The sequence below is a fragment of the Paracoccus sp. (in: a-proteobacteria) genome, assembly GCF_046289755.1.
Classification (GTDB): Bacteria; Pseudomonadota; Alphaproteobacteria; order Rhodobacterales; family Rhodobacteraceae; genus Paracoccus.
Genome location: NZ_JBKBVD010000022.1, coordinates 1 through 26,263, shown reverse-complemented (window position 1 = coordinate 26,263; position 26,263 = coordinate 1). Strand labels below are relative to the sequence as shown.

The 26,263-nt window shown below is 69.4% G+C and carries 26 protein-coding genes, 1 tRNA gene and 1 pseudogene; 19 read left to right on the top strand and 9 right to left on the bottom strand.

Annotation, left to right across the window (positions count from 1 at the left end; all coding sequences use genetic code 11):
- The first annotated feature begins 41 nt into the window (after positions 1 to 41).
- Entirely contained in the window at positions 42 to 1,823 is a 1,782-nt protein-coding gene (locus tag ACK41U_RS10070; RefSeq protein WP_409679228.1) for an acetate/propionate family kinase, read from the top strand.
- A 189-nt stretch (positions 1,824 to 2,012) separates the two neighbouring features.
- On the opposite strand, the gene ACK41U_RS10065 is transcribed toward ACK41U_RS10070, so the two are convergent.
- The 4 genes from ACK41U_RS10065 to ACK41U_RS10050 form a co-directional block, all read right to left on the bottom strand.
- Positions 2,013 to 2,088 (bottom strand) — tRNA-Thr (locus tag ACK41U_RS10065).
- A gap of 188 nt (positions 2,089 to 2,276) precedes the next feature.
- A complete protein-coding gene (locus tag ACK41U_RS10060; RefSeq protein WP_409679225.1) occupies positions 2,277 to 4,199 on the bottom strand; it encodes a heme biosynthesis HemY N-terminal domain-containing protein in 1,923 nt (640 codons plus the stop codon).
- A 10-nt stretch (positions 4,200 to 4,209) separates the two neighbouring features.
- Positions 4,210 to 5,637 (bottom strand): COG4223 family protein, encoded by a 1,428-nt coding sequence (locus tag ACK41U_RS10055; protein ID WP_409679223.1) that lies wholly within the window; start codon positions 5,635 to 5,637, stop codon positions 4,210 to 4,212.
- A 96-nt stretch (positions 5,638 to 5,733) separates the two neighbouring features.
- Positions 5,734 to 6,423 carry a uroporphyrinogen-III synthase gene (locus ACK41U_RS10050; protein WP_409679220.1) on the bottom strand — a complete coding sequence of 230 codons (690 nt, stop codon included), beginning with the start codon at positions 6,421 to 6,423 and terminating at the stop codon, positions 5,734 to 5,736.
- 67 nt (positions 6,424 to 6,490) lie between these two features.
- Between ACK41U_RS10050 and tsaD the strand changes: the two genes are divergently transcribed.
- From tsaD to ACK41U_RS10030, 4 genes are read left to right on the top strand one after another with little or no spacing between them, the layout of a single operon-like run.
- Entirely contained in the window at positions 6,491 to 7,558 is a 1,068-nt protein-coding gene (gene tsaD, locus ACK41U_RS10045) for a tRNA (adenosine(37)-N6)-threonylcarbamoyltransferase complex transferase subunit TsaD (protein WP_409679218.1), read from the top strand.
- Positions 7,555 to 8,493: an NAD(P)H-dependent glycerol-3-phosphate dehydrogenase gene (locus ACK41U_RS10040; RefSeq protein WP_409679215.1), complete on the top strand. Its 939-nt coding sequence runs from the start codon at positions 7,555 to 7,557 to the stop codon at positions 8,491 to 8,493. Before tsaD ends, ACK41U_RS10040 begins: the two co-directional genes overlap by 4 nt.
- Positions 8,490 to 8,765 carry a YciI family protein gene (locus tag ACK41U_RS10035; RefSeq protein WP_409679212.1) on the top strand — a complete coding sequence of 92 codons (276 nt, stop codon included), beginning with the start codon at positions 8,490 to 8,492 and terminating at the stop codon, positions 8,763 to 8,765. Before ACK41U_RS10040 ends, ACK41U_RS10035 begins: the two co-directional genes overlap by 4 nt.
- Positions 8,765 to 9,184, top strand: coding sequence for an EVE domain-containing protein (locus tag ACK41U_RS10030; RefSeq protein WP_409679327.1), 420 nt, complete (start codon positions 8,765 to 8,767; stop codon positions 9,182 to 9,184). The genes ACK41U_RS10035 and ACK41U_RS10030 overlap by 1 nt, the downstream gene beginning before the upstream one ends.
- Before the next feature lie 43 nt (positions 9,185 to 9,227).
- Here the strand turns inward: ACK41U_RS10030 and ACK41U_RS10025 are convergent, their stop codons facing one another.
- On the bottom strand, positions 9,228 to 9,449 hold the full coding sequence (locus ACK41U_RS10025) for a DUF2798 domain-containing protein (protein WP_409679210.1): 222 nt from the start codon (positions 9,447 to 9,449) through the stop codon (positions 9,228 to 9,230).
- 293 nt (positions 9,450 to 9,742) lie between these two features.
- Here ACK41U_RS10025 and ACK41U_RS10020 point away from each other — a divergent pair, with 293 nt between their 5' ends.
- From ACK41U_RS10020 to truA, 5 genes are all read left to right on the top strand, one after another.
- Positions 9,743 to 9,988, top strand: a complete 246-nt coding sequence (locus ACK41U_RS10020; RefSeq protein WP_409679207.1) for a DUF4170 domain-containing protein — start codon at positions 9,743 to 9,745, stop codon at positions 9,986 to 9,988.
- Positions 9,988 to 11,271, top strand: coding sequence for a 3-deoxy-D-manno-octulosonic acid transferase (locus ACK41U_RS10015; RefSeq protein ID WP_409679205.1), 1,284 nt, complete (start codon positions 9,988 to 9,990; stop codon positions 11,269 to 11,271). The genes ACK41U_RS10020 and ACK41U_RS10015 overlap by 1 nt, the downstream gene beginning before the upstream one ends.
- Positions 11,268 to 12,281 carry a tetraacyldisaccharide 4'-kinase gene (gene lpxK / locus ACK41U_RS10010; protein ID WP_409679202.1) on the top strand — a complete coding sequence of 338 codons (1,014 nt, stop codon included), beginning with the start codon at positions 11,268 to 11,270 and terminating at the stop codon, positions 12,279 to 12,281. The genes ACK41U_RS10015 and lpxK overlap by 4 nt, the downstream gene beginning before the upstream one ends.
- Before the next feature lie 211 nt (positions 12,282 to 12,492).
- Complete coding sequence (locus tag ACK41U_RS10005; protein WP_409679199.1) at positions 12,493 to 13,524, top strand: 5-bromo-4-chloroindolyl phosphate hydrolysis family protein; 1,032 nt, start codon at positions 12,493 to 12,495, stop codon at positions 13,522 to 13,524.
- Positions 13,524 to 14,300 (top strand): tRNA pseudouridine(38-40) synthase TruA, encoded by a 777-nt coding sequence (gene truA / locus ACK41U_RS10000; protein WP_409679196.1) that lies wholly within the window; start codon positions 13,524 to 13,526, stop codon positions 14,298 to 14,300. Before ACK41U_RS10005 ends, truA begins: the two co-directional genes overlap by 1 nt.
- Positions 14,301 to 14,327: 27 nt before the next feature.
- Here truA and ACK41U_RS09995 read toward each other — a convergent pair whose 3' ends face one another.
- Entirely contained in the window at positions 14,328 to 15,272 is a 945-nt protein-coding gene (locus ACK41U_RS09995) for an NAD-dependent epimerase/dehydratase family protein (protein ID WP_409679194.1), read from the bottom strand.
- An 88-nt stretch (positions 15,273 to 15,360) separates the two neighbouring features.
- Positions 15,361 to 16,326, bottom strand: a complete 966-nt coding sequence (locus ACK41U_RS09990) for a sugar transferase (protein WP_409679192.1) — start codon at positions 16,324 to 16,326, stop codon at positions 15,361 to 15,363.
- On the opposite strand from ACK41U_RS09990, the gene ACK41U_RS09985 reads away from it, so the two are divergent.
- The 9 genes from ACK41U_RS09985 (at position 16,325) to ACK41U_RS09945 (ending at position 24,200) form a co-directional block, all read left to right on the top strand.
- A complete protein-coding gene (locus ACK41U_RS09985; RefSeq protein WP_409679324.1) occupies positions 16,325 to 16,780 on the top strand; it encodes a universal stress protein in 456 nt (151 codons plus the stop codon). The genes ACK41U_RS09990 and ACK41U_RS09985 overlap by 2 nt on opposite strands.
- 97 nt (positions 16,781 to 16,877) lie before the next feature.
- A complete protein-coding gene (locus ACK41U_RS09980) occupies positions 16,878 to 17,438 on the top strand; it encodes a NifU family protein (RefSeq protein ID WP_409679189.1) in 561 nt (186 codons plus the stop codon).
- Positions 17,431 to 18,069: a tRNA (adenosine(37)-N6)-threonylcarbamoyltransferase complex dimerization subunit type 1 TsaB gene (tsaB, locus tag ACK41U_RS09975; RefSeq protein WP_409679186.1), complete on the top strand. Its 639-nt coding sequence runs from the start codon at positions 17,431 to 17,433 to the stop codon at positions 18,067 to 18,069. Before ACK41U_RS09980 ends, tsaB begins: the two co-directional genes overlap by 8 nt.
- Positions 18,070 to 18,076: 7 nt before the next feature.
- Positions 18,077 to 18,508, top strand: coding sequence for a GNAT family N-acetyltransferase (locus ACK41U_RS09970; RefSeq protein WP_409679184.1), 432 nt, complete (start codon positions 18,077 to 18,079; stop codon positions 18,506 to 18,508).
- Between the two features lie 81 nt (positions 18,509 to 18,589).
- Positions 18,590 to 19,579 carry a BMP family protein gene (locus ACK41U_RS09965; RefSeq protein WP_409679180.1) on the top strand — a complete coding sequence of 330 codons (990 nt, stop codon included), beginning with the start codon at positions 18,590 to 18,592 and terminating at the stop codon, positions 19,577 to 19,579.
- Complete coding sequence (locus tag ACK41U_RS09960; RefSeq protein WP_409679177.1) at positions 19,579 to 21,228, top strand: ABC transporter ATP-binding protein; 1,650 nt, start codon at positions 19,579 to 19,581, stop codon at positions 21,226 to 21,228. Before ACK41U_RS09965 ends, ACK41U_RS09960 begins: the two co-directional genes overlap by 1 nt.
- The gene (locus tag ACK41U_RS09955) at positions 21,228 to 22,331 is read left to right on the top strand and encodes an ABC transporter permease (RefSeq protein WP_409679174.1); all 1,104 of its coding nucleotides are present in this window, start codon (positions 21,228 to 21,230) and stop codon (positions 22,329 to 22,331) included. Before ACK41U_RS09960 ends, ACK41U_RS09955 begins: the two co-directional genes overlap by 1 nt.
- A gap of 77 nt (positions 22,332 to 22,408) precedes the next feature.
- Positions 22,409 to 23,413 (top strand): ABC transporter permease, encoded by a 1,005-nt coding sequence (locus ACK41U_RS09950; protein WP_409679322.1) that lies wholly within the window; start codon positions 22,409 to 22,411, stop codon positions 23,411 to 23,413.
- On the top strand, positions 23,397 to 24,200 hold the full coding sequence (locus ACK41U_RS09945; RefSeq protein WP_409679172.1) for a purine-nucleoside phosphorylase: 804 nt from the start codon (positions 23,397 to 23,399) through the stop codon (positions 24,198 to 24,200). The genes ACK41U_RS09950 and ACK41U_RS09945 overlap by 17 nt, the downstream gene beginning before the upstream one ends.
- A gap of 292 nt (positions 24,201 to 24,492) precedes the next feature.
- Here the strand turns inward: ACK41U_RS09945 and ACK41U_RS09940 are convergent, their stop codons facing one another.
- On the bottom strand, positions 24,493 to 26,088 hold the full coding sequence (locus ACK41U_RS09940) for a hypothetical protein (RefSeq protein ID WP_409679169.1): 1,596 nt from the start codon (positions 26,086 to 26,088) through the stop codon (positions 24,493 to 24,495).
- Positions 26,089 to 26,114: 26 nt separating this feature from the next.
- Positions 26,115 to 26,263 (bottom strand): annotated as a pseudogene (locus ACK41U_RS09935) (transporter); the annotation flags it as partial.

Below are 26,263 nucleotides of genomic sequence, written 5' to 3'. Positions count from 1 at the left end.
GGCGCGGCCATGGGTCAACGCAAACCGGATGAGGTAGGTGCATGAGGGTTCTGGTCTTCAACGCGGGCAGTTCCAGCCTGAAATTCGGGCTGTTCGACGGGGATCGCCAGATCTTCAAGGGCAGTTTCGACCGCTTCCGCGAGGGCGGTTGCGACTATGCCTTTGGCGGGGTGCGGGGCCGTGCGCCCCATACGGATCTGGGCGCGGCGATCGCCGCCGTGCCGCAGGTGCTGGCGGATGCCGGGCTGGGCGGGATCGAGGCGGTGGGCCACCGCTTTGCCCATGGCGGCCCGGAATTCACCGGCCCGGCGCTGATCGACGCGGCCGTGATCGCGGCCATCGAGGCGCAGACGCCGCTGGCGCCGCTGCACAATCCGGCGATGCTGCAGGCCATGCATCTGGCGCGCGAATTGTGGCCGGATCTGCCGCAGGTGGCCGTGTTCGACACCAGCTTTCACCTGACCAACCCGGCCCGCGCCACCACCTATGCCGTGCCCGCCGCATGGCGGCAGGCGGGGCTGCGGCGCTATGGGTTTCACGGCACCTCGCATAAATACGTGGCGCATCGCGCGGCCGAGGCGCTGGGGCGGCCCGTCACCGATCTGCGCATCATCAGCGTGCATCTGGGCAATGGCGCCAGTGCCTGCGCGGTGCAGTTCGGCGCCAGCATGGACAGTTCCATGGGCATGACGCCGCTGGAGGGGCTGGTGATGGGCACACGCTCGGGCGACATCGACCCCGGCGCCTTTGGCTTTCTGCAGCGGCGGCTGGGGCTGGAGATTCCCGCCATCGAGGCCGCGCTGTATGCCGACAGCGGGCTGCGCGCGCTGACCGGCAGTTCCGACATGCGCGATGTCGAGGACCGGGCGGCGGCGGGCGATGCCGAGGCGCAGCTGGCGATCAACCTCTATGCCTATCGCGCGCGCAAATATATCGGCGCCTATGCGGCGGCGATGGCGGGGCTGGATGCGGTGGTGTTCACCGGCGGGGTGGGCGAGAATTCGGCCTCGATGCGGCGGCGGATCTGTGACGGGCTGCAGTTCATGGGGCTGATGCTGGACGACGACCTGAACCGCGCGCCCGACCTGTCGGACCGGGCCGCGCCGCAGATCCACGCGCAGGGCAGCCGCGTGGCGGTGATCGTCACGGAGACCGCCGAACAGCTGATGATCGCGCGCGAGGTGGCCGTGCTGCTGGAGCGCAGGCGCGTGGCGCCCGCCGTGGTGGCGCGCCCGATCCCGGTCGCCGTGTCGGGGCGGCATGTGCATCTGACGGCGGATGCGGTCGCGGCGCTGTTCGGCCCCGGTGACCGGCTGACCGAGGGCGCGGCCCTGCGCCAGCCCGGCAACTGGGTCGCGACCCAGCGCATCACGCTGGAGGGGCCGAAGGGGCGGCTGGAGCGGGTGGCGATTCTGGGGCCGCTGCGGGCGCGCGTGCAGATCGAGGTGTCGCGCACCGACAGTTTCGCGCTTGGCCTCGATGCGCCGTTGCGCCACAGCGGCCAGCTGGACGGGACGCCGAAAGTGCGGCTGACGGGTCCGCATGGGTCAATCGAAAGCGACGGGCTGATCGTGGCGGCGCGCCATATCCACACCAACCCCACGGATGCGGCGGCAATGGGTCTGGCCGATGGCGATGTGGTCGATGTCGAGGTTCAGGGCGAGGGCGCGCGCGGGCTGGTCTTTTCCGGCACGCTGGTCCGTGTGTCGCCCGATGTGGTGACCGAGATGCATATCGACACCGATGAGGCCAATGCGGCAGGCATCCATGGCGCCGCCGAGGGCGAACTGGCCGCGCAGGCGCGGGCCGTCCCACGGAGCTGATGACCAGGTTCATCGGTGGGGGATCAGCGGCGGGGGATCAGCGGCGGCGGCGGGGCCGCCGTCGGGTCATCCTCTGACGACTGACAGATTGCCGGTGATTTCAGGCGCCCGAGATTTCCGGCGCTGCGGGACCGTCCGGTCCGGCGCGCTTTCCGGTCCGGGGCGCTTTGGGTGTCCCGGTCCGGGAGGTGGTGCCGCTGAAGGGACTCGAACCCCCGACCCCATCATTACGAATGACGTGCTCTACCAGCTGAGCTACAGCGGCGTACCTGACCCGTTGGACGGGCCGACCCTATCCCCTTTTGCCGCGCATGCCATGGCAGGTGCCGCATCCGGGTGATGCCGCGCCGGATAGCAGGTCCGGTCGCGGGGGGGAAGAGGGCGCGGGCGGATTTTTTCGCCGCCCGCACGGTTTGGCTGCCGGTTCGTTGCCCGGCCCTGCGGTCACACCCGTCAGGGGCGCGATTTTCCCTCGGTCCAGTCGGCCTCTTCCGGGGGCTCGACATCGGGGCGCACCATGCGCGGCTCGTCCTGAGACGGGCTCACCGACGATGGGCGCGCAGAAGACGGGTGCGAGGCGGCGGGCTGATCCACCGGGGGGGTCACCTGCACCTCTGCCGGGGCATCCGCGGGCAGGACGAGGGCGGGGCTGGCCTCGGCGGGGGCCTCTTCGGCCTTGCCGGTCAGGTCGGGCACCTCTGCCGGGACGGGCGCGGGGGCCATTGCGGGCTGGGGGGCGGGGGCCGGTTGCGGGGTCCGGCGCGGTTCGGGGGTGGTGACGGTGCGGGCGGGCTCCATGTCATCATAATCCGATTCGCGCGGCACAAAGCCGGGGGCGACATTGGGAATGTCACGGCGCGGCTTTGGCGCCGCGGCGTCGGGTGAATGGGGCGCGGCAGGGCCGGGCGGATGCGGCTGGACCGGATCGGCCAGATCGGGCACGGCCTGATCGCCCGACCCGGATTGCGCCGCTTGTTTCGGGGCCTGTTTCGGGGCGCCGACCAGCAGCGGCAGCATCTCGGCCCCGGTGGACGAGGTGGGGGCGGTGCCGCGCGGGCCATCGGGTTCGCGCCAGGTCAGCGTGTCAAAGCCACCGCAGCTGTCGCAGACCGGCGACCATGCGTGCATGACATTGTGGCACTTGTCGCAGACCCATTGCGATCCGCGCGAGGCGGTCAGGGCGCGGGTCAGCCAGCCGCGCACGACGCTGTCATCAGAGCCCTCGCCGCGTTCGATCGCGGCCATGATCGACAGGGTGCGCACGGTCGGATGCGTTTCGGCCAGATCGCCAAGCGCGCGGCGGGCGGCGGGGAAATCCTCGGCGCTCAGCAGCAGTTCGGCCTGCAACAGGCGCGTTTCCTCATGCGTGGGGTTCTTGCGGATCAGGTTGTCAAAGCGGCGCAGACGCGCGGCCGAGGATTCGTCGGGCGCGATTTCGGCATAGGCCGCCGCGATGTCGGGATGCGGGCGCACCGACCAGGTTTTCTCCAGAATGCGCGAGGCGTTGCGGAAATCCTTTTGCGCGACATAGCTGCGCGCGGCCAGCACCGCCGCCGGGATCAGGTCGGGCGAGGCCTTGGCCGCCGAAATCGCCGCCTCGCGCGCGCTGATCGAGTTGCCCTTGGCCAGAACGTCGCTGGCCTCTTGCAGGGCCAGCACCGCCTCGCGGCGCAGGGCCACATCCTTGGGCAGATCGCCCTGCACGCGCTTGTCCTTCAGCGTCTGGCGGGCGCCTTTCCAGTCGTGTTCGCGGGTCTGCAGATCCAGCAGCGTGTCCTGAACCTCTTTGTGGCGGGGCTTCAGCGCATAGGCCTTTTGCGCCAGCAACAGCGCCTTGTGGGTGTCGCCCTCGGCCAGTTTCTGGCGCATGAGGCCGCGGATGCCGACAAAGCGGGTGCGGTCGTCGTCGAGCAGTTCGCGATAGACGGCGATGGCTTTCTGCCGGTCGCCTGCCGTCTCGGCGGCCTGCGCGGCCAGCAGATTGGTCAGATGCGGCTGGTTCAGATAGCGCGCGGCCTTGGCGGCCTTGTCCTGCGCCAGCTTGCCCTCGCCCGAGGCGACGGCCAGCATTCCATCGGCAAAGGCGGCATAGCCCTTGCGCTCGCGCGAGCGGGCGAAATAGCGGTTGATCGCCGTCTCATCGCCGGCAAGGAAGCGCAGCGAGGCCCAGAGCAGGCCCAGCAGCCTGATCACCAGCCAGATCAGCAGCGCCAGCACGCCCAAAGCCACCACGGCCTTGACCGGGGTCAGCGCATATTCGACGCCGCCATATTCGATGCGCAGCATCTGGCCGGTTTCCGACAGCCAGGTGGCGCCCAGCGCAAGCGCCAGCACGACGGCAAAGAAGAACAGGACTTTCAGAAGCGATAACAACATTTTGCGGCCCTCAGTTCTGGTCCGAGGACAGGTCGGACAAGGCCGCCTGCGCGCTCGCATATGCATCGGCCCGCGCCAGCCATGCGGCCATGGCGGGGGCGGTGCGGGCTGCCTCGGGCAGCGCCGCCAGTTCCTCCAGCGCGGGGGCGATCGCGCCCCCCTCGACCTGCGCATTGGCGCGCGACAGGACGGCGTCGGGGTCATCCCCCTCGCGCGGCGCGACCGAGCGGGCGCCGGTCTGGGCGCGCAGGAAATTCGTCACCAGATTGCCCTGCCCGCCCGCGCTTTCGGCGCGCAGCCCGGCGCGCAACGCGGCACGCGCGGCCTCGGGGAACCCGGCCTGCAGCTCGGTCAGGCTGGGGACCGGGGTGGCCAGCGCCTCGGGGGCGTCCAGCCCGGCGGCGGCCAGCGCCTCGCGCGCCTCATCGGGGGTCACGCCCTGATCCAGCGCCGATTGCAGCGCGGCGATGGCGGCCACCGCCTCGGCGCGGCGGGTGCTGGCGGCGGCGGCATCCTGCAGGGTCTGCGCCTCGGCCTGTGCGGCGGCAAGGCGTTCTTCGGCCTCGGCTGCGGCGGTTTCGATCTGCTGTTGCAGAGCCTGCGCGGCTTCGGGGTCAAAGGCGGGGCGGGCGGACAGCTCGTCCAGCGCGGTCTGCTGGGCGTCCAGACGCTGCTGCAACTCGGCCAGCTGCGGCGCGAGGTCGGGGGCCTCGGGCGCGTCAGGTTGCGCGGCCAGCTGTTCTTCCAGCGCGTCGATGCGCATGGCCTGCTGTTCGATGCCGTCGAGCAGGTCCTGCGGCGGCTGGAAGGCTTCGGTCTGGGGCAGGGCCGCCAGTTCCTCGGCCAGGAAGCGGCGGGTGGCCTCTTCGGCGGCATTTTCAGCGGCAGCAAGGATCGCGGCCTCATCGACGGGTGCGGCGGCCTGTGTGCTGTCCTGCGGCGCGGTTGCGGGCTGCCATTCGGGCGGCAGCTGCGGCAGCGCATAGATCGCCGCCGCGGCACCGATCCCTGCGGCAACCGCACCGCCAAGGGCCAGCGGCCAGAAGCCGCCTGACCGGCGCGGGGCCGGAACCGGGGCGGGCACGGGTGCCGCCTTGGGGACTGCGGTCGAATCGGATGATTTCGGGTCGGGGGATTTCGGGTCGGATGGTGTTGGGGGCAGGCTGTCCCAGGGGGGCGTGGTCGATTTGGGCGTGGTCGATTGGGGCGCGGCGGATTTGGGTGCCGCCGCGGGCAGGCCGCCCGCCTGATCGCCCACGAGGGTCGAATCAATCGGCCCGATCTCGCCCGGCTGGCCGGCCTGCGCGGGTTTGCCTGCACCAATATCGGTGCTGGCAATCACGCCGGGCTCGGCGGGCTGGGGCCGCGCGGTGGCTGTGGGCGCCTCTGTGGTGCCGGTCTCGGGCCGGTCGGCCCCGTTATCCTGTGATGTCGTCACGTCAGTCCCCGTTTCGATGGCATGCCCGCAGGCCCGCGACAGCGCGCGTCGCCGACAGCCTAGTCGGCGGATGCCGCCTGCTCAACCCGCGCGCGGTCAGCTTTGTTCCGCGCGGGCAATTTGTCTGACCGCCGCGCCCATCGCCTGAGCATCGGGCGTGCGCGCGACAATCACCCGCGCCGGTCTGGCCGGGGCGGGATCCGGCCATGCCGCCCGCGCCGCCGGGCTGATCGCCACCAGCCAGAGCGGGGCCTGCGCCTGCGCCACCGCCTGCGCCAGAAGCTGCGCCGAACGCGGGGAGAATACCGGCAGGATGACCGGCTCTGACCCCGCCAGCAGGGCGCGGGCCTGCGCAGACAGCGGCAGCGCCTGCTGGTCATAGACGACCACGCCCGGCACCGGCAGGCGGCGGGCCAGATGGCGGCCATGGGGATGGATCAGCGGCGTGTCGGCAGCCTCGATCAGCGGCAGCAGGCTGTCGGCAAAGCCGTTGCCCGCCGTCACCCGGAACCCCGCCGCCTGCGCCACCTGCGCCGTGCGACCGCCCACGCAGATGGCGGGCCGCCCCTGCCCCGGCCCCGCTGCCGCCACCGCATGGGCCGAGGTAAAGACCAGCCCCGGCGCCCGCGCCAGCGCCGCCGCATCATGGGCCACCGGCACGATCCGCAGAATGGGCGAGATCACCACCGGCCAGCCGGGCAGCAGCGCCGCAAAGCGCCGCGAATCGGGCTCGGGGCGGGTCAGCAGCAGGGGCGGCGGCCGGACAGGTGGGGGCGCGGCTGGCATTGGCATGCTCCTCTGCCGGTGCTAGTCCCTCTCAGGGGTAGCCGCCGCCCGGGATGTGAGCAAGAGCATGCAGGATCTGATCTTTCTGGGCATCGAGAGCAGTTGCGACGACACTGCCGCCGCCGTGGTGACGGGCGACCGGCGCATTCTGTCCAGCGTGGTCAGCAGCCAGACCGATCTGCATGCCGATTTCGGCGGCGTCGTGCCGGAAATCGCCGCCCGCGCCCATGCCGAGCGTCTGGATCTGGTGATCGAGCAGGCGCTGTCGCAGGCGGGCGTCGGGCTGGGCGCGCTGTCGGGGATTGCGGTGACCGCCGGGCCGGGGCTGATCGGTGGCGTGATGGCGGGCGTGATGTGCGCCAAGGGGATTGCGGCGGGCACCGGCCTGCCGCTGCTGGGCGTGAACCATCTGGCGGGCCATGCGCTGACGCCGCGCCTGACCGACGGGGTGGACTATCCCTATCTGATGCTGCTGGTCTCGGGCGGGCATTGCCAGTTCCTGCGGGTCGGCGGGCCGGACGCCTTTACCCGGCTGGGCGGCACCATCGACGACGCGCCGGGCGAGGCCTTTGACAAGCTGGCCAAGCTGCTGGCCCTGCCCCAGCCCGGCGGCCCGCATGTCGAGGCCGCCGCCGCGCAGGGCAATCCGGGGCGATTCCCCCTGCCCCGACCGCTGCTGGACCGGCCCGGCTGCGACATGTCCTTTTCGGGGCTGAAGACCGCAGCCCTGCGCGCCCGCGACGGGCTGATCGCCGCGCAGGGCGGGCTGCTTGAGGCCGACCGGCGCGATCTCTGCGCCGCGTTCCAGGGCGCCATGACCGATGTGCTGGCCGAGAAATCGCGCCGGGCGCTGGCCCTCAGCCCGGCGCCGGTGCTGGCGGTGGCGGGCGGCGTGGCGGCCAACGGCCAGATCCGGGCCGCGCTGGAACGGGTCGCGGCGCAGGCGGGCGCGCGGTTTCTGGCGCCGCCGCTGCGGCTGTGCACCGACAATGGCGCCATGATCGCATGGGCGGGGATCGAGCTTTACCGCGCGGGCCAGCGCGACGGGATGGATCTGGCCGCGCGCCCGCGCTGGCCGCTGGACAGCAAGGCCGCGCCGATGCTGGGCAGCGGCAAGAAGGGGGCCAAGGCATGATCGCAGTTCTGGGTGCAGGCGCATTCGGCACGGCGCTGGCGGTGGCTCTGGCCGCCAACGGGCCGGTGACCCTTTGGGGGCGACGGATCGACTGGCACGGCGAGAACCCGCGCCTGCCCGGCGTGCGCCTGCCCGACGCCGTGCGTGTGAGCGATGATCCGGGCGCGGCCCTGCGCGCCAACACCATCCTGCTGGCCCTGCCCGCGCAGGCGATGGGCGGGTTTCTGGCGCAGCATGGCCCGGCGCTGGCGGGCAAGCGGCTGGTCAGCACCGCCAAGGGGATTGATCTTGAGACGCTGACCGGGCCTTCGGCGCTGATCGCGGCGCGCTGCCCCGGTGCGGTGGTGGCGGTGCTGACCGGGCCGTCCTTTGCCGCCGATATTGCGCGGGGCCTGCCCACCGCGCTGACGCTGGCCTGCGCCGACGCGCAGGCGGGCGAGGCGCTGCAAGAGGCGCTGTCGACGCCGGTGCTGCGGCTCTACCGCACCAGCGATGTGACCGGCGCCGAACTGGGCGGAGCGCTGAAAAACGTCATGGCGATCGCGGCGGGGGCGGTGATCGGCGCGGGGCTGGGCGACAGCGCGCGCGCCGCGATCATCACGCGCGGCTTTGCCGAAATGACGCGGCTGGCCACCCATCTGGGCGCCCGCCCCGAGACGCTGACCGGCCTGTCGGGTCTGGGCGATCTGACGCTGACCTGCACCTCGGGGCAGTCGCGCAACTTCCGCTTTGGCTGCGCGCTGGGGCGCGGCGAGGCGTTCGACACCGCCACCACGGTCGAGGGTGCGGCGACCGCGCGCGCGCTGGCGCTGATGGCGGATCGTGACGGGCTGGACCTGCCGATCTGCGCCATGGTCGCGCGGCTTGCCCAGGGCGCGATTTCGGTGGAAAAGGCCATGGACCATCTGCTGGCCCGCCCCTTGAAGGAGGAATGATGCCCCTGTTTGCCGTGATCTGCCGGGACAAGCCCGGCGCCCTGCCCGTCCGCATGGCCACCCGCGAGGCCCATCTGGCCCATATCCGGGACAGCGGCATCGTCGCCATGGCCGGCCCGCTGATCGAGGACGGCGGGATGTGCGGCTCTCTGGTCGTGCTGGAGGCCGCCGATCTGGCCGCCGCCGAAGCCTGGGCCGAGGCCGATCCCTACAAGACCGCAGGCCTGTTCGAGCGGGTCGAGATCACCGAATGGAAAAAGGTGATCGGCTGATGGCCTACTGGCTGTTCAAATCCGAACCCGATGTCTTTGGCTGGGACGATCTGGTCGCCCGTGGCGAGACGGGCGAGCAGTGGGACGGGGTGCGCAACTATCAGGCCCGCAACATGATGCGGGCGATGCAGGTCGGCGATCTGGGCCTGTTCTATCACAGCAATATCGGCAAGGAGGCCGTGGGCATCTGCGAGGTGATCGCCGAGGCCCATCCCGACAGCACCACCGACGATCCCCGCTGGGACTGCGTCGATGTGCGCGCCGTGCGCAAGCTGCCCCGCGCCGTCAGTCTGGACGAGGCCAAGGCCGAGCCGCGCCTGCGCGAGATGGTGCTGGTCAACAACACCCGCCTGTCGGTCCAGCCCGTGACCGAGGCCGAATGGGCCGTGATCATGGAACTGTCCGGCGATCAGGGCTGAGGCCGGTGTGAGGCTGGGCTGAGGGGCTGGGCCGGGGCGCGCCTCAGATCAGGCGGCCCAGCCTTGCTGCCAGCGGAAAGGCGATCCGCGTGGCCACCAGTGTCAGCGCAAAGGCGATCGGCCAGGCGATCAGGAATTGCTGCGGCCAGACCGCCAGCCAGTGGCGCGTCAGCCCCAGCGCCATGGCGGACATGATGCCCGACATCGACAGGGCCATCAGGAAGGTCATCAGAATTTGCGCGATGATCAGTGTTTTCTTGTTCATGTCTTTTTCACCCAAGGGGCGCTGACATGACCACGGCAGGACCCGGACCAGACAGCGCCATACGTTCACGTTGGCGCCGTGGGTTCGTGACGGGCACGACTGGATCCTGCGGGAGGCAGGGGCCGGAATAACCTGACCGGCCTGAAATCTTTTCGACAGCCCGGCCCCTACGCCCCGCCAGCCGGGCTGTCAAGAACGCGCGCCGCGTTCAAATCCGCTTCATCTTGCTGCGCTGCCGCGTTAGGGTCGGCCCAGTTCCGAAAGCCCCTTTCCGACAACCCTCAGGAGGCCCCATGAGCCAGCGTCTGCATCTTGTCTTTGGCGGAGAACTGACCGATCCCCAAGGCACCCAGTTCCGCGACACCAATGCCATCCATATGGTCGGCATCTTCCCCGACTATGCCACCGCCTTTGCCGCCTGGAAGGCCGAGGCGCAGCGCACCGTCGACAGCGCCCATACCCGCTATTTCATCGCCCATCTGCACCGGCTGCGCGACGAGGAACGCGAGGTCAGCCCGACCGAGGAACTGGGCGGCTGATGGCCACGGCGGGGCTGGGGCAACTGGGGCTGTGGCTGCACCTGCGCAGCCGGGGCGCGCAGGCCGCAGCATTGGCCGCAGCCCTGCCCAGGGTGCCGCCGGGCACCGGCCCCGCGCTGGTCCTGCATGTCTCGCCCGATGCGCCGCATGCCGAACAGCAGGTGCTGCGGCGGCTGATGACGCTGCGCCCCGATCTGCGGGTGATCCGGCTGGCGGCCGCACCGGGCAGGGGGGATGATCGCGGCACCGGTCCCGGCACCACCGATCCCCGGACCGATCCCCGCACCGATCCCGGCCCCGATCCCGGCGACGACCCGGTGCTGATGCGTCAGTTGCTGGACAGCGCCCGGCCCCGCGCGCTGCTGCTGATCGGCTCGTCCCTGCCGGTGGCGCTGATCGCCGCCGCCGAGGAGCGCGGCCTGCCCGTGGTGCTGGCCGAGGCGCGGCTGGAGGGCACGCAGGGGGCGGGCAACCGCGGCTGGGGGCTGCAATCGCTGCTGCGGCGGCAGTTGCTGCAATCCATGGCCGCCGTGCTGGTGGCCGACAATGCCAGCGAAACCGCCGCCCTGCGCATGGGCGTTGCGCGCGAGCGGCTGGACCTGACCGGCCCCGTCACCCAGATCCGCGAGCCGCTGAACTGCGCCGAGGCCGAACGGACCGCCATGGCCGGTCTGATGGAGGGGCGCCACACATGGTTTGCCGCAGCCCTGCCCCCGGCCGAGGAACAGGCCGTTCTGGCCGCGCATGAGGCGGTGCTGCGCCGGTCGCACCGCGCGCTGCTGATCCTTGCCCCGCGCGAGGCGCATCGCGCCGATGCCCTGGCCGAAAGGATCGAGGCGATGGGTCTCAGCGTCGCGCGCCGCGCGGCGGATGAGGACCCGGCCCCCGATATTCAGGTGCTGCTGACCGACGGGCTGACCGAGATGGGCCTGTGGTACCGGCTGGCGCCGGTCAGCTTCATGGGCGGCACGCTGTCGGGCGACGACGCCGCCGCGCGCCACCCGTTCGAGCCTGCGGCCCTTGGCTCGGCCATCGTGCACGGGCCGCAGACCGGGCGGCACGCGACCGAATGGCAGCAGCTTGACCGTGCGGACGCGGCGCGGGCGGTCAGCGGCGACGAGGCGCTGGCGCAGGTCATGATCGAACTGACCTCCTCCGAAATGATCGCCACGCTCGCCCGCAACGCCTGGTCGGTCAGCACCGGCGGCGCCGATGTCGCCATCCGCATCGCCGACCGCGTGTTCGAGGCGCTGTCGCAGGCCGTCGCGGGCAGCCCCGCATGAGAAAAGCCCCCGCCTTCTGGTTCATCCGCCCGCCGACCTTGCGCGCGCGTCTGCTGGCGCCTCTGGGTGCGCTTTATGCCCGTGCCACGGCGCGGCGGCTGGCGGCGGGCGCGCGGGCGCGGGTCGGCGTGCCGGTGATCTGCGTCGGCAACCTGAACGCGGGCGGCACCGGCAAGACGCCGACCGTGATCCATCTGCAGATGGCGCTGGCGGCGCGAGGGGTGGCCGTGCATGTCGTCTCGCGCGGATACGGGGGCACCGCCACCGGCCCGCTGCGCGTGGACGAGCGCGCCCATGACGCCGCCCTGACCGGGGATGAGCCGTTGCTGATGGCGGCCTTCGGGCCGGTCTGGGTCGCGCGCGACCGGCTGGCGGGGGCGCGGGCGGCGGTGGCGGCAGGCGCGCAGGCGATCGTGCTGGATGACGGGTTTCAGGACCCGGCGCTGGCGCATGACCTGTCGCTGGTCGTGGTCGACGCGGCCAAGGGCTTTGGCAACGGGCTGTGCCTGCCCGCAGGCCCGCTGCGCGAGCCGGTGGCCGAGGGGCTGGCGCGGGCGGATCTGCTGCTCTCGATCGGGCCGGACGGGGCGCAGGCGGGCTTTGCCACGCCATCCGCGTCGCCACCGGATGGGCCGCCGGATGGGCCGCCGCATCTGCGGGCCGAGCTGCGCCCCTTGCAGATGGGGTTCGACTGGCGCGGCCACCGGGCGCTGGCCTTTGCAGGGATCGGGCATCCCGAGAAGTTCTTTGCCACCCTGCGCGCGCTTGGCGCCGATCTGGTCCGGGCCGAGGCGCTGGAGGATCACCAGCCCTTTACCCCCGCCCTGCTGACCCGGCTGGAAACCGAATCGCGGCTGCTGGGCGCCCAACTGGTCACCACCGAAAAGGACGCCGCCCGCCTGCCCCGCGCCTTTCGCCGCAAGGTGATGGCGCTGCCGGTGCGGCTGCATCTGCATGACCCCGCGCCGCTGGATGCGGCACTGGACCGGCTGTTTGCGCCCGCCGGATAGCGCCTGCATCATCACTGCATCATCTCTGCATCATCACTGCATCATCTCTGCGGTTTGAAATCCGCGCGCCGATGCCCGATATAGGCGTCACGGGGCACGATGCCCGCGAAAAGGAGCCTGCCCATGTCCACGACCGCCCGCCAGAGGCTCAGTTTCTACCTGTTGGTGCTGCTGACGCTCTATGCCGGTTTCGTGGGCTGAGGGGCGGGGCATGTCACAACGCTTTGGCGGCCGCTTTTCGCCCGAAAACCTGTTGCGCAACAATCTGCCCGGCAAGCAACCCGGTGGACAGCCGCCCGCGCCGCCCCCCGTGCCGCGCCACCCCCATGAGGGGCGGCCCAAATGGGTCACGGTCGCGGCCTTTCCCATCGTGCTGGGCGCCTTCTTTCAGGGGGCGGCGGGCATGGTCACCGACCTGGCCGCCTTTGGCCTGATCGCCAGCGGCATGTGGATGACGCGCGAGGGGCTGGTCGCGCAGGCGGTCTATGAGGCGCGGCGCGTGGCCCGCCGCCCGGCGATCCCGCGCAAGCTGTTCGGCGGCGTGATGGCGGGCGCGGGGCTGGGGCTTGCGGTGGCGGGGCCCGGTCTGGGGCTGGATGCGGCGCTGATCGGGGCTGCCGGGCTGGCGCTGCATGTGCTGGCCTTTGGCCCCGACCCGATGCGCGACAAGACGCCCGAGGGGGTCGACAGCTTTCAGCAGGACCGCGCCGCCCGCATGATCGACGAGGCCGAGGGCCATCTGGCGCAGATGTCCGAGGCCATCGCCCGCGCCGGTGACCGCAGGCTTGAGGCGCGCGTGGCCATGTTCGCCGCCGCCGTGCAACACCTGTTCGACCGGCTGCGGGAAAATCCGGGCGGGCTGTCCTCGGCCCGGCGCTATCTGGGCGTCTATCTGATGGGCGCGCGCGATGCGACGGTGCGCTTTGCCGATCTGTATGCGCGCACGCAGGATCAGGCCGTCCGCGCCGAATATCTGGCCTTTCTGGACGAGCTGGAGCGTGACTTTCTGGCCCGCGCCGACAAGCTGATGGAGGGCGACCGCGAGGCGCTGGACATCGAGATGTCGGTGCTGCGCGAACGGCTGGCCCGCGAGGGGCTGACCGGCGCGGCCACCTCGGTCACGGCCGAGGACCGCCCCGCCCTGCAAAGCCAGGAGGCGCAGACGCTGGAGCAGTTGCTGGCGCAGTCCTTTCCCGGCCAGAAACCGTCTGGCCAGAAGACCCCGACAAAGACGCCAGACTGATGCCGCGATACGCGCTGCGGGTTGAATATGACGGTGCGCCCTTTGCAGGCTGGCAGGCGCAGGCCGACCAGCCCTCGGTTCAGGGCGCGATCGAGGCGGCGCTGGCGCGGCTGGACGGGGGTTTTGCGGCAGGCGCCCGGATCGCGGCGGCCGGGCGCACGGATGCGGGCGTGCATGCGACCGGACAGGTGGCCCATGCCGATCTGACCCGCGACTGGGACCCGTTCCGGCTGGCCGAGGCGCTGAACTGGCATCTGAAACCCGCCCCGGTCGCCATTCTGGCCGCCGCGCGGGTGGCCGATGACTTCCACGCCCGCTTTTCCGCGACCGAGCGGCGCTATCTGTTCCGGCTGGTCAGCAGGCGGGCGCCGATGACCCATGACCGGGGGCTGGTCTGGCAGGTCCGCAATCCGCTGGACCTGGATGCGATGCGGGCGGGGGCTGTGCATCTGACCGGGGCGCATGACTTCACCACCTTCCGGTCGTCGATCTGTCAGGCGAAAAGCCCGCTGAAGACGCTGGACGAGATCACGATCGAGGAGGCCGCCACCCCCCATGGCCGCGAATACCGCTTTCACCTGCGGGCGCGGTCGTTTCTGCACAATCAGGTGCGATCCATTGTCGGCACGCTGGAGCGGGTGGGCGCGGGATCATGGGCGCCTGACCGGGTGGCGCAGGCGCTGGCGGCGCGCGACCGGGCGGCCTGCGGGCCGGTCTGCCCGCCGCATGGTCTGTATCTGAGGGGCGTGGGATACCCGGATGATCCGTTCATCTGACAGCCCCGATGGCGGGCCGGTGCGATCCTAGCGCTGCGCCAGACTGGCCCAGAGCCGGTGCAGGCCGTCGCGCAGCCCGATCCGGGCGGAAAAGCCCAGTGTTTCCCGCGCCAGCGCAGTGCAGCCGCGCGAATGCCGGATGTCGCCGCCCCTTGGTGCCGCAAACCGCCGGGCGACCGGCTGGCGCTGCGCCACCTGATCAATCAGATCGGCCAGTTCGTTGAGGCTGGTCTGATGGCCGGTGCAGACATTCACCACCTCGCAGCCCGGCTGCATGGTCAGGCGGGTCATCGACACCATCAGCGACCGGACAATGTCATCGACATGAACGAAGTCGCGGCTTTGCAGCCCGTCCCCGAAGATCGTGAACGGCGCATCGGCCAGCCGGTCGGCCATGAATCGCGAGATCACACCGGCATAGGGCGAATCGGCCTGCTGCCCGTCACCGAAGACGTTGAAAAAGCGCAGTCCGAATGACGGCAGACCTTTGACCTGCCACATCGCCGCGGCGTGATGTTCGGATGCCAGCTTGTCGGCACCATAGGGCGAAACCGGCCGGGGCAGAGATCGTTCACTGACCGGCAGCGGTTGCCCGCCGCCATAGACCGCCGCCGAGGACGCATAGACGACCGGGATATTGCCGTTGGTCTGCGCGGCCAGAAAGACCGCGATGGTGCCCGCCAGATTGATCGAACTTGCATTGGCCCATCTGTCGATACATTCGGTCACCGAGACGCAGGCGGCAAGGTGAAACACCCCGTCGCACCGTGCCATCAGACCGGAGACAAGATCCGGGTCGCGAATATCGCCCGGAACAAGCTCTGCCCCGTCAGGCAGGGCGTCGCGGCGTCCCGAGGACAGATCGTCGAGCACGATCACCCGTGCGCCCCCGGCCATCAGGCTGGTGACCAGCTTGCTGCCGATAAACCCTGCCCCACCGGTGACCAGATAGCAGTGCTTCTTGTTGTTCATCTCTGCAATCGGATCAAAGGGCTGCTTCATGGGGAAGACGACTGCCGGTGCATGCGATCCTGATGGACTCTCAGTCCGGGCAGGGCGATCAGTCTGAGCAGGGCGATCCGCCCATGTCGGATCTGCTCTTTTTCTTGCGGGCCAGTCTGCGGTCGCGTCCCACCACGATCACGACGGTCCGCCACATGATCCAGAGGTCAAGCCAGAAGCTGCGATTGCGCTGATAGATCAGGTCGATCTTCAGCTTGGTGGGCAGGCAACGGCGCGCATAGGCCTGCTCGGTCTCTTCGGCGCTTTTGCAGCCGGCGAGAATGCTGTCCTCGTGGCGATGGTAAATCAGCGTCGCAAGACCGGTGACGCCGGGCCTGCTTTTCAGGACCTGACTGTACACCGTGGGATAACGCTCGACATACTGACGGATTGTCGGGCGCGGTCCGACAAAGCTCATGTCGCCGCGCAGGATGTTGAACAGCTGCGGCAGCTCGTCAATGCGGGAACGGCGCATGAAGCGTCCCAGCGGCGTGATGCGCCATTTCTTGTGCCCGCCGGTCACACCCGAATCCTGCTGCTGACTGATCATGGTGCGGAACTTGAAATGGGTGAAGGGCTCGTTCGGGCCCCGCATCCGGTGCGCCGCGTAAAAGACCGGACGGCCTTGCGCGACCAGCAGCAGCAGCGCCACGATCAGCATCACCACCGACAGCGGCACCAGCAACAGCAGCGCAAAGCAGATGTCGAAGATGCGCTTGGACCGGGGCATGGGATTGACGCCGGGGGCGGCCGCCTCGCCCAGAAACCACGCCATGCGGGGCGAGGTCAGGGCCGCGAGTCGCGCGGAATCGGTTTTGTCCCAGTCGTGGTGGATCGTCACGGAACCGTCCGTTGTCTGCCTGCTTCCTTCCGCCGCTAGCATATCGGCGCACCAATGGAAACTGCTCTGCCCACAATCCATGCAATCACTTGCGCGTGCATGGCACATCGGCCACTCTGTGCGCGCTGAACCCGCTGCTGGCGGGTACAGTGCTGAAATAATCAACATGCGACTGGTCATCATGCGCAAATCCCTGGTCCTGCTGGACGACAGCCGAGAATGCCTGAACGCCATGCGCTTTGCCGCCATGCGCGCCGCCAATACCGGGGGCGGCGTGGTCATCGTGTCGGTGATCCCGACCGAGGACATCCAGCACGGTTTCGGCGTGGCCGAGGTCATGCGCGCCGAGGCCCGCGAGCGGATCGAGGCGCATTTCGAGGTCTTTGCCAAATGGATGCGCTCGCGCCCCAAGGTCGAGCCCGAGCTGATCATCCGCGAGGGCGACCCGGCCGAGCAGTTGCTGGCCCTGATCGAGGAAGACGGCCAGATCGGCATCGTCGTGCTGGGGCTGAGCAGCGACAGCGGCGCGCAGAACCCGGTGCTGAACCGGCTGCTGCGCGATGCGGGCGCGCTGCCCTGTCCGGTCACCATCGTTCCCGGCGATCTGTCCAAGGAACGGCTTGAGGCGATTACCTGATGCGGGCACCTGATGCGCGCCTGCGCGGCGCCATCTGCCGGGCAGAACTTGACCCCTGCCCCCCTGATCGCCATATCGGCATCAAAGGAGCGCCCCCATGTTCATCCAGACCGAGACCACGCCCAACCCCGCGACGCTGAAATTCCTGCCCGGCGAGACCGTGCTGGGCAGCGGCACCGCCGATTTCCCGACCCTTGAGGCGGCCGCGACCTCGGCCCTGGCGCGGCGCATCTTTGCGGTTCCGGGCGTGGCGGGCGTCTTTCTGGGCCGCGATTTCGTGACCGTCACCAAGACGGATGCGGCGCTGTGGGACCATCTGAAACCCTCGGTTCTGGGCGCCATCATGGAGCATTTCCAGTCGGGCGCCCCGGCGCTGGACGGGTCGGGCGACGAGGCGGGCGGGCATGCCGCCCATGACGGGCCGGATGCCGAGATCGTGGTGCAGATCAAGGAACTGCTGGACACGCGGGTGCGCCCGGCGGTGGCGCAGGATGGCGGCGACATCACCTTTCACGGCTTTGATCGCGGCATCGTCTATCTGCATATGCAGGGCGCCTGCGCGGGCTGCCCGTCCTCGACCCTGACGCTGAAGATGGGGATCGAGAACCTGCTGCGCCACTATATCCCCGAGGTGGTCGAGGTGCGGCCCGTTGCCTGAGCGGGTCACGTTAGGGTTCGACACATCGGCCGCGCATTGCGCGGCCGCTTTGCTGCGCGGCGACCGGGTTCTGGCGCAGTGCCATGAGCCGATGGCAAAGGGGCAGGCCGAGCGGCTGATGCCGATGCTGACGGATCTGCTGGCCGGGGCGGGACTGCGTTTCAGCGATCTGGACGTGATCGGTGTCGGCGTGGGGCCGGGCAATTTCACCGGCATCCGGGTCGCGGTCGCGGCGGCGCGCGGGCTGGCGCTGGCGCTGGGGGTGCCTGCGGTGGGGATCAGCGCGACCGAGGCTGCGGCATATGGCCTGCCGCGCCCGTGCCGCGTGGCGCTGGAGGGGCGCGGGGGGCAGCTGATCTGGCAGGATTTCGGGCCGGAGGATGGGCCGGAGCAGGGGCCGGCGGACGGACCGGAAGGGGGGAGCCGGCCACGGCAAGCCGCAGCCGGCGCGCTGCCGCCCGGCCCCGCGCCGACCATGTCGGCGGTCCCGCTGGCCGAGGCGGTGGCGCGCCTTGCTGCCCTGCGCATGGAGGCCCCCGGCCCGCCGCCACTGCGCCCGGCGCCGCTGTATCTGCGCCCCGCCGATGCGGCGCCTGCCCGCGATCCGGCGCCCGTGATCCTGCAGCCGTGATCCAGCCATGAGCGAATTGCCTGATCCGGCGGCACTGGCGCATCTGCATGCCCGCTGCTTTACCCGCCCCCGCCCCTGGAGCGCCCCGGAATTCGCCGCCCTGACCGGCGCGCGCGGCACGTTTCTGCTGCGGCGCCCGGCGGGCTTTCTGCTGGGCCGCGCGCTGGCGGGCGAGGCCGAGCTGCTGACGCTGGCGGTCGACCCCGATGCCCGCAGAAACGGCACCGGCCGGGCGCTGACCGCCGAATTCGCAGCCACGGCCCGCGCGGCAGGGGCAGAGGCCGCGTTTCTGGAGGTCGCGGCGGAAAACGTTGCGGCACGTGCGCTGTATGCCGGGCTGGGCTGGCTGGAGGCCGGGCGGCGGCGCGGGTATTACGGGGCGGGCATTGACGCGATCGTCATGCGGCTGGACCTTGGCGGGCGCCAAGAAGGCAGTTGACCACCCCAAGGCGATGCGCCCTAATCGCAACCATCAGCGGGCCGGACTGAATCGCCCGCACATAACAGGATGAGGTCTTTCATGTCCCTGAAAAAAACGCTTCTGGCGGGTGTTGCCCTGACGGCAATGGGTGCGGGCGCGGCGCTGGCCGACCCGGCGCTGATCTATGATCTGGGCGGCAAGTTCGACAAATCCTTCAACGAAGCGGGCTATATGGGCGCGCAGCGCTGGGTCGAAGAGACCGGCGGCACCTATCGCGAACTGGAGATGCAGTCCGAGGCGCAGCGCGAGCAGGCCCTGCGCCGTCTGGCCGAAAGCGGATCGAACCCGATCGTCATGATCGGCTTTGCCTTTGGCGATGTGCTGACGCAGGTGGCGCCCGACTATCCGGACACGAAATTCGCCATCATCGACATGGCGGTCGAACAGCCCAACGTCCAGTCCATCGTCTTTACCGAGGAAGAGGGCAGCTATCTGGCCGGTGTGATGGCCGCGATGGCCTCGGATTCGGGGACGGTGGGCTTTATCGGCGGCATGGACATTCCGCTGATCCACAAATTCCATTGCGGCTTTGCCCAGGGGTTCAAATCGGTCCAGCCCGAGGGCAGCGTGCTGATCAACTTTACCGGCACCACGGCGGATGCCTGGAACGACCCGGTGCGCGGCGGCGAACTGGCGCGGGCGCAGATCTCGCAAGGCGCGGACGTGATCTTTGCGGCGGCGGGCGGCACCGGCATCGGCATCCTTCAGGCGGCGGCGGATGAGGGCGTGCTGTCGGTCGGCGTCGACAGCAACCAGAATGCGCTGCATCCGGGGCAGGTGCTGACCTCGATGATCAAGCGCGTCGACAATGCCGTGTTCGACGCCTTCACGGCGGGCGCCGATCTTGAGCCGGGGCTGCGGGTCATGGATCTGGCCGCCGAGGGCGTGGATGTGGCCATCGACGAAAACAACGCCGATCTGGTCGATGCCGAGATGCAGGCCGCCGTGGACGAGGCGCGCGCCGCCATCGCCTCGGGCGAGGTTGCGGTCCACAACTACATGACCGACAGCACCTGCCCGGCCTCGTAATGACGGCGACAGGCGGTGTGACAGGGGGGCGGCCGGCCGAGGCCGCCCCCGCTGCCATCGAGTTGCGCGGCATCTCGAAGGCGTTCGGCGCGGTTCAGGCGAACCGCGACATCAATCTGCGCGTGCCCAAGGGCACGATCCACGGCATTATCGGTGAAAACGGCGCCGGGAAATCGACGCTGATGTCGATCCTCTATGGCTTTTACAAGCCGGATGCCGGGCAGATTCTGGTGGGCGGACAGCCCATCACCATCGCCGACAGCCAGACCGCGATCCGCGCGGGCATCGGCATGGTGTTCCAGCATTTCAAGCTGGTGCAGAATTTCACCGTGCTGGAAAATATCATTCTGGGCGTCGAGGACGGGCCGCTTCTGCGCCCCTCGCTGGCCAAGGCGCGCGGCGTGCTGAAGCAGCTGGCCGCCGAATATCAGCTGAATGTCGATCCCGACGAGCGGATCGAGGACCTGTCGGTCGGCCACCAGCAGCGGGTCGAGATCCTCAAGGCGCTGTACCGGCAGGCCGACATCCTGATCCTGGACGAACCGACCGGCGTGCTGACCCCCGCCGAGGCCGATCACCTGTTCCGCATTCTGGAAGGGCTGCGCGACGAGGGCAAGACGATCATCCTGATCACCCACAAGCTGCGCGAAATCATGGAGATCACCGACAATGTGTCGGTCATGCGGCGCGGCGAGATGGTGGCCTCGGTCAAAACCAGCGAGACCAGCCCCGAGCACCTGGCCGAGCTGATGGTCGGTCGCAAGGTGCTGCTGAATGTCGACAAGACCCCGGCGCGGCCCCAGGCCCCGGTGCTTGAGGTGCGCGACCTGACCATGCGCGATGACGACGGCGTCGACCGCCTGCGCGGCATCAGCCTGGACATCCGCGCGGGCGAGATTCTGGGCATCGCCGGGGTCAGCGGCAACGGTCAGACGCAGTTGCTGGAAATTCTGGGCGGCTATCCCGAAAAGGGCGCGCGGATCTCGGGCGAGGTGCGGATGAACGGCGCCCCCCTGCCCCTGACCGGGCGCGGCTGCGATGCGGGGCAGCGGCGCCGCGACGGCGTCGGCCACATCCCCGAAGACCGGCAGGTCGAGGGGCTGATCATGGATTTCACCGCCTGGGAAAACGTGGCCTTCGGCTGGCAGGACGCGCCCGAATTCAACAAGGGCTGGCTGATGGACAACCACGCCATCCGCCGCGACGCGCAGGCCAAGATGGAACGTTTCGACGTGCGCCCCCGCGACTGTGATCTGGCGGCGCGGAATTTCTCGGGCGGCAATCAGCAGAAAATCGTCGTCGCGCGCGAGATCGAGCGCAATCCCGACCTGCTGCTGATCGGCCAGCCGACGCGCGGCGTCGACATCGGCGCCATCGAGTTCATCCACAAGCGCATCATCGAGCTGCGCGACGCGGGCAAGGCGATCCTGCTGGTCAGCGTTGAACTGGACGAGATTCTGGCGCTGTCCGACCGCGTCGCGGTGATGTTCGACGGCCGCATCATGGGCGAACGTCTGCCCGCCCAGACCACCACCGGAGAGCTGGGCCTGCTGATGGCGGGCATCACCGACACCGAACACACGCCCGCAGATGCAGGCATCCCGCCGGGATCCGCGCATGTCGAGGAACTGCCGGAAGGATCGGCCTGATGGAAAAGATGCCGAAATGGGCGGATGTGATCCTGACGCCGCTGATCTCGCTGCTGCTGGCGATGGGGATTTCCGCGCTGGTCATCCTCGCCATCGGGGAAAGCCCGTGGGAGGCGCTGACGGTCATGGTCGAGGGGGCGCTTGGCTCCAGCTATGGCTGGGGCTTCACGCTGTATTACGCGACCAATTTCATCTTTACCGGGCTGGCGGTGATGGTCGCCTATCACGCCAGCCTGTTCAATATCGGCGGCGAGGGGCAGGCCGCGATGGGCGGTCTGGGCGTCGCGCTGGTGCTGCTCTATCTGCCGCTGCCGCATTGGGGGCTGGCCTTGCCCGCCGCCATGCTGGGGGCCGCGGTCTTTGGTGCCGCATGGGCGTTCATCCCGGCGATTTTGCAGGCCAAACGCGGCAGCCATATCGTCATCACCACGATCATGTTCAACTTTCTGGCCGCCGTGGTGCTGAACCATGTTCTGGTCCATGTGCTGCGCCCGGTGGGCAGCATGGACCCGGCCACGGCGCGGTTTCCTGCGCCCACCAACCTGCCCTCGCTGTCCGAAATCGCGGCGGGGTTCGGCGTGGTCTGGGGCCGCAATGCGCCGGTCAATGTCACCTTTCTGGTCGCGGTGGCCGCCTGTGTCCTGATCTGGGCGCTGATCTGGCGCACCCGGCTGGGCTATCAGATCCGCGCCTTTGGCCGGTCGGAACGCGGCGCCGTCTATGCCGGGATCAACCCGGTCCGCATCACCGTGATCACCATGCTGATCTCGGGCGGGCTGGCCGGGATGATGGCCATCAACAATGTCATGGGCGAGGCCGAACGGCTGGTCCTGAACGCGGTCGAGGGCGCGGGCTTTATCGGCATCGCCGTGGCGCTGATGGGGCGCAACCATCCCTTCGGCATCTTTCTGGCCGCGCTGCTGTTCGGGTTTCTCTATCAGGGCGGAGGCGAGCTGGCGCTGTGGACCTCGATCCCGCGCGAGCTGATCGTGGTCATTCAGGCGCTGGTGATCCTGTTCACGGGCGCGCTGGACAATATGGTGCGGATGCCGCTTGAGCGGCTGTTTCTGTCGACCCGCCGCATGAGAGGGGCCGCCAAATGAAGCTGCGCGACAGTCTGACCGCCATCATCGTCATTGCGATCTGCCTGATCTGGGTGATCGTCGATCAGCGCGCCGCCATGCAGGGCATCAACAGCGCCCTGCGGCTGATGCCGCCGCTGCTGCTGGCCTGTCTGGCCGGGCTTTATTCGGAACGCGCGGGCATCTTCGACATCGGGCTTGAGGGCAAGATGCTGATGGCCGCCTTCACCTCGGGCGCGATCGCCTTTGCCACCGGCAGCGCGTGGATCGGGCTGATGGCGGGGATCGCGGGGGCGATGGCGCTGTCGCTGATCCACGGGCTGGCCTCGATCACCTTCCGGGGCAATCAGCTGATTTCCGGCGTGGCGATCAACTTTCTGGCCGCCGGGCTGACCGTGCTGGTGGGCCAGTATATCTTCGGGCTGGGCGGGCGCACGCCGCCGCTGACCGGCAGCGGGCGGTTCCAGTCGATCACCCTGCCCTTTGCCGCTGAACTGCGCGAGGTGCCGCTGATCGGGCCGCTGTATTCGCAGCTTCTGTCGGGTCATTCGATCCTGGTCTATATCGCGCTGCTGGCGGTGCCGGTCACATGGTGGGTGCTGTTCCGCACCCGCTTTGGCCTGCGGCTGCGCGCGGTGGGCGAGAACCCGGCCTCGGTCGATACGGCGGGCATCTCGGTCGTGCGGCTGCGCTATTCGGCGGTGATCATCTGCGGTCTGCTGACCGGGGTGGCGGGCGCCTATCTGGCCACCGCCCTGTCGGCGGGCTTTTCCAGGGACATGACGGCGGGGCGCGGCTTTATCGCGCTGGCGGCGCTGATCTTTGCGCGCTGGCATCCGTGGCAGGCGCTGTTTGCGACCTTCCTGTTCGCGCTGCTGCAGGCGGTCGTGACGCTGTATCCGAACATGCCGCTGTTCGTGGACCTGATGGCCTATGTCTATCCCGTGCCGCCGGGCGGGTCGCTGCCGAACTGGCTGGCCGCCCTGCCCTCGGCCATCATGAACGCGCTGCCCTATATCCTGACCGTCGTTATTCTGGCAGGTGTCGCGGGCCGCGCCATCCCGCCGCGCGCGGGCGGAGAACCCTATGTCAAAGAGCGCTGAACTGGCCGACCTCATCCGCGCACGCGCGGGCGAGGCACCCCCCGAATATGGTCTGATCCTGGGATCGGGCCTTGGCCATCTGTCGGGCAAGGTGGATGGCGTGGCCATCCCCTATTCCGATCTGCCGGGCTTTCCGCATGCGGGCGTGTCGGGCCATGTGCCGCAGCTGGTCATCGGCCAGCTGGAGGGGCGCCGCGTCGCGGTCTTTGGCGGGCGGTCGCATTACTATGAACAGGGGCGCGCCGATGTGATGCGGCTGCCGCTGGAGGTGCTGGCGGCCCTTGGCTGCGACCGTCTGATCCTGACCAATGCGGCGGGCTCGCTGCGCGCCGATATTCCGCCGGGCGGGCTGATGCTGCTGAACGATCACATCGCATTCGCGGGCACCAACCCGCTGATCGGCGAGCCGACCGATGCCCGCTTTGTGCCGCTGACCGACGCCCATGACGCGGGCATCCGCGCCGGGCTGGCGGCGGCGGCGCAGGCCGAAGGGGTCGATCTGCCCGAAGGCGTCTATTGCTGGTTCTCGGGCCCCAGTTTCGAGACCCCGGCCGAGATCCGCGCAGCCCGCATTCTGGGCGCCGATGCGGTGGGCATGTCCACCGTGCCCGAGATCATTCTGGGCCGCTTCCTGGGGATGCGCTGTGCTGCGGTTTCGGTCATCACCAATATGGGCGCGGGGCTGTCGGACGAGGCGATCAGCCACGACCACACCAAGGCCATGGCCCCCCTGGGCGCGGCCAAGCTGGAGCAGGTGCTGCGCCGCTTTCTGCGCGGGGCGGGATAGGGTTCTGCTGTCCGGCCCGGCCGTGCGCCGGATGCGGACCTTGTCTGACTGGCCCCGGCTGGCGGTTCCACTCTGCCCGCGGGCGGCTGAGTCCCGCTGTTCGGGGGACGAAACGCCCGATGACACCGGGCGTTTCTCGGCAGGAGAAGGCAATCGGGCGTGTTCATCCGCCCCGCCCGGTCGCGCCAATAGAAGAGCGCTGGGTCCCGCCTGAACCGGCGCGGCGTCGGACGCCCCTATCGGGCGTCCGTCCGGGTCTGCGACCGGGGTGCGGCAGACCGCCCCCCGGAGGTCACAGCCGGTCGACCTGAGCGTCGACTGCCGTTGCCACCTCGCGGCGGATGACCAGCCGAAGGTTGCGCGAAAACCGCTCGCCCAACTCGCCCAGCAACTCGGCGCGGATCATGTCGCGCAGTTCGGCCTGAATCCCCTCCTCGACCGCATCGCGCAGGGTGCCGCGCAGCTGATCGCGGATCACATCTGCCAGTTCGCCGTGCATTTCCTCACGGATCCGGGCGCGAAGCTGATCCTGCATGCCGCCATCCATTGCCGTCTGCAACTGGCCCTGCACCTCACCCTGGATGGCCTCGTGCAGCAGCCCCTGCAGATCGCCCTGCAGCAGTCGGGACAGACCGGCGGGCAGTTCCGCGCGGATCCGGTCGGGCAGATCGGTTTCGATCTCGGTCTGAACCGTCTCGCGCAACTCGCCCAGAACCGTGTCGCGCAAGCCGCTTTGCAGTTCGATATTCAGGCGGTCACGAAAGCTGCTGTCCAGTTCGGACTGCACTGCCGCGGGAAGGGTGCCAAGAACCTGAGCCTGCAGCGCAGATTCCAGTCCCTGAACCTCGCCGCGCAGTTGCGGACCGATGGCAGCTGTCAGTTCCGGGGTCAGCGTATGGCGCAGATCCGCCAGCAATTCGTCGCGCATGGCCTGGGCCAGACGTGTCAGCTCGGCGCGCAGCCGCACAGGCACCGTGGCTTCGAATTCACGCTGGATTGCGCCGGGCAATCCCGCGTCAAGATCGGCACGAAGCGCCAGCCGCAACGCGGCGATTTCGGGATCAAGCCGTTCGGGCAATGAGGTCTCGATCAGCCGTGCGAGGCTGGTATTGACCTCGGCCAGCAGATCCTCGTGAAGCCCCGGCAGGATGTCGCCACGCAGCCGGTCGGGCAGCATGGTCACCAGCGCCTCGGACATCTGTTCGCGGACCATCTCGCGCAGAAGGTCCAGAATGGCCTCTTCGTCGTCAGCGGCCTCGGGAGGCGCGGACGGCTCGGGGCGCGGTTCCGGCGCGGGCGGCCCCTGCCAGATCTCTGCCGTGCGCGCCTGCACGCCTGCGGCCCTGTCCGGCGGCGAAGGCACGAATTCGGGCCGGTGGTCGGGGCGGTGGTCGGAGCGGGGCATCGGGGCCGTGGCCTGCGCCTCGGTCATCCGCAGACGGGGCAGCGGCAGATCGCCACCGTCCACCTCGTCCATCTCATCAAAGAGACTGCCGAGACGTCGGGCCAGATCGTTGCGCGGCATGGCCGGGCCCTGAGGTTCGCCCTGAGGTTCGGGGCGCAGCGCTTCGGGCGCATTGGCCGATCCGCCAAACGGCCAGATCTCGGGCGCCACCCCATCCGCGTCCCTCGCAGCCGGGCCGGGTTTGGCGGGCGTTTCGACCGCCGCAAGCTGACGCGCCAGCGCTGCATTGCCGCCATAGCGGCGGGCCAGGAAATCGGCGGCGTCCTCATGCTGGATCTGGCTGCGCACGCTCTGCAATCTGTCGCGGGCGGCGGACAGCGCGTCATCCTCGGCGATCAGGCGGCGGATATTCTGCAGCACGTCACCGATCTCATCACCGGGGCGTGGCTGGGCGGGAACAGAGCGAATGCGGGGGTCAGACATGGTACCCCCCGCCGTTCAGGCCGGGATCAGTTGTCCCGGCCGATGGCGCGCAGGACGCGGTCGAGGCTTTCGCCCTGCTTGCTGGTATGCGGCGCATTGCGGACCGCGTTGTAGTATTGCGATGGGTCATAAGTCGGGATCCCCAGGTTCAGGTTTTCTACCGTCAGGAGACCCA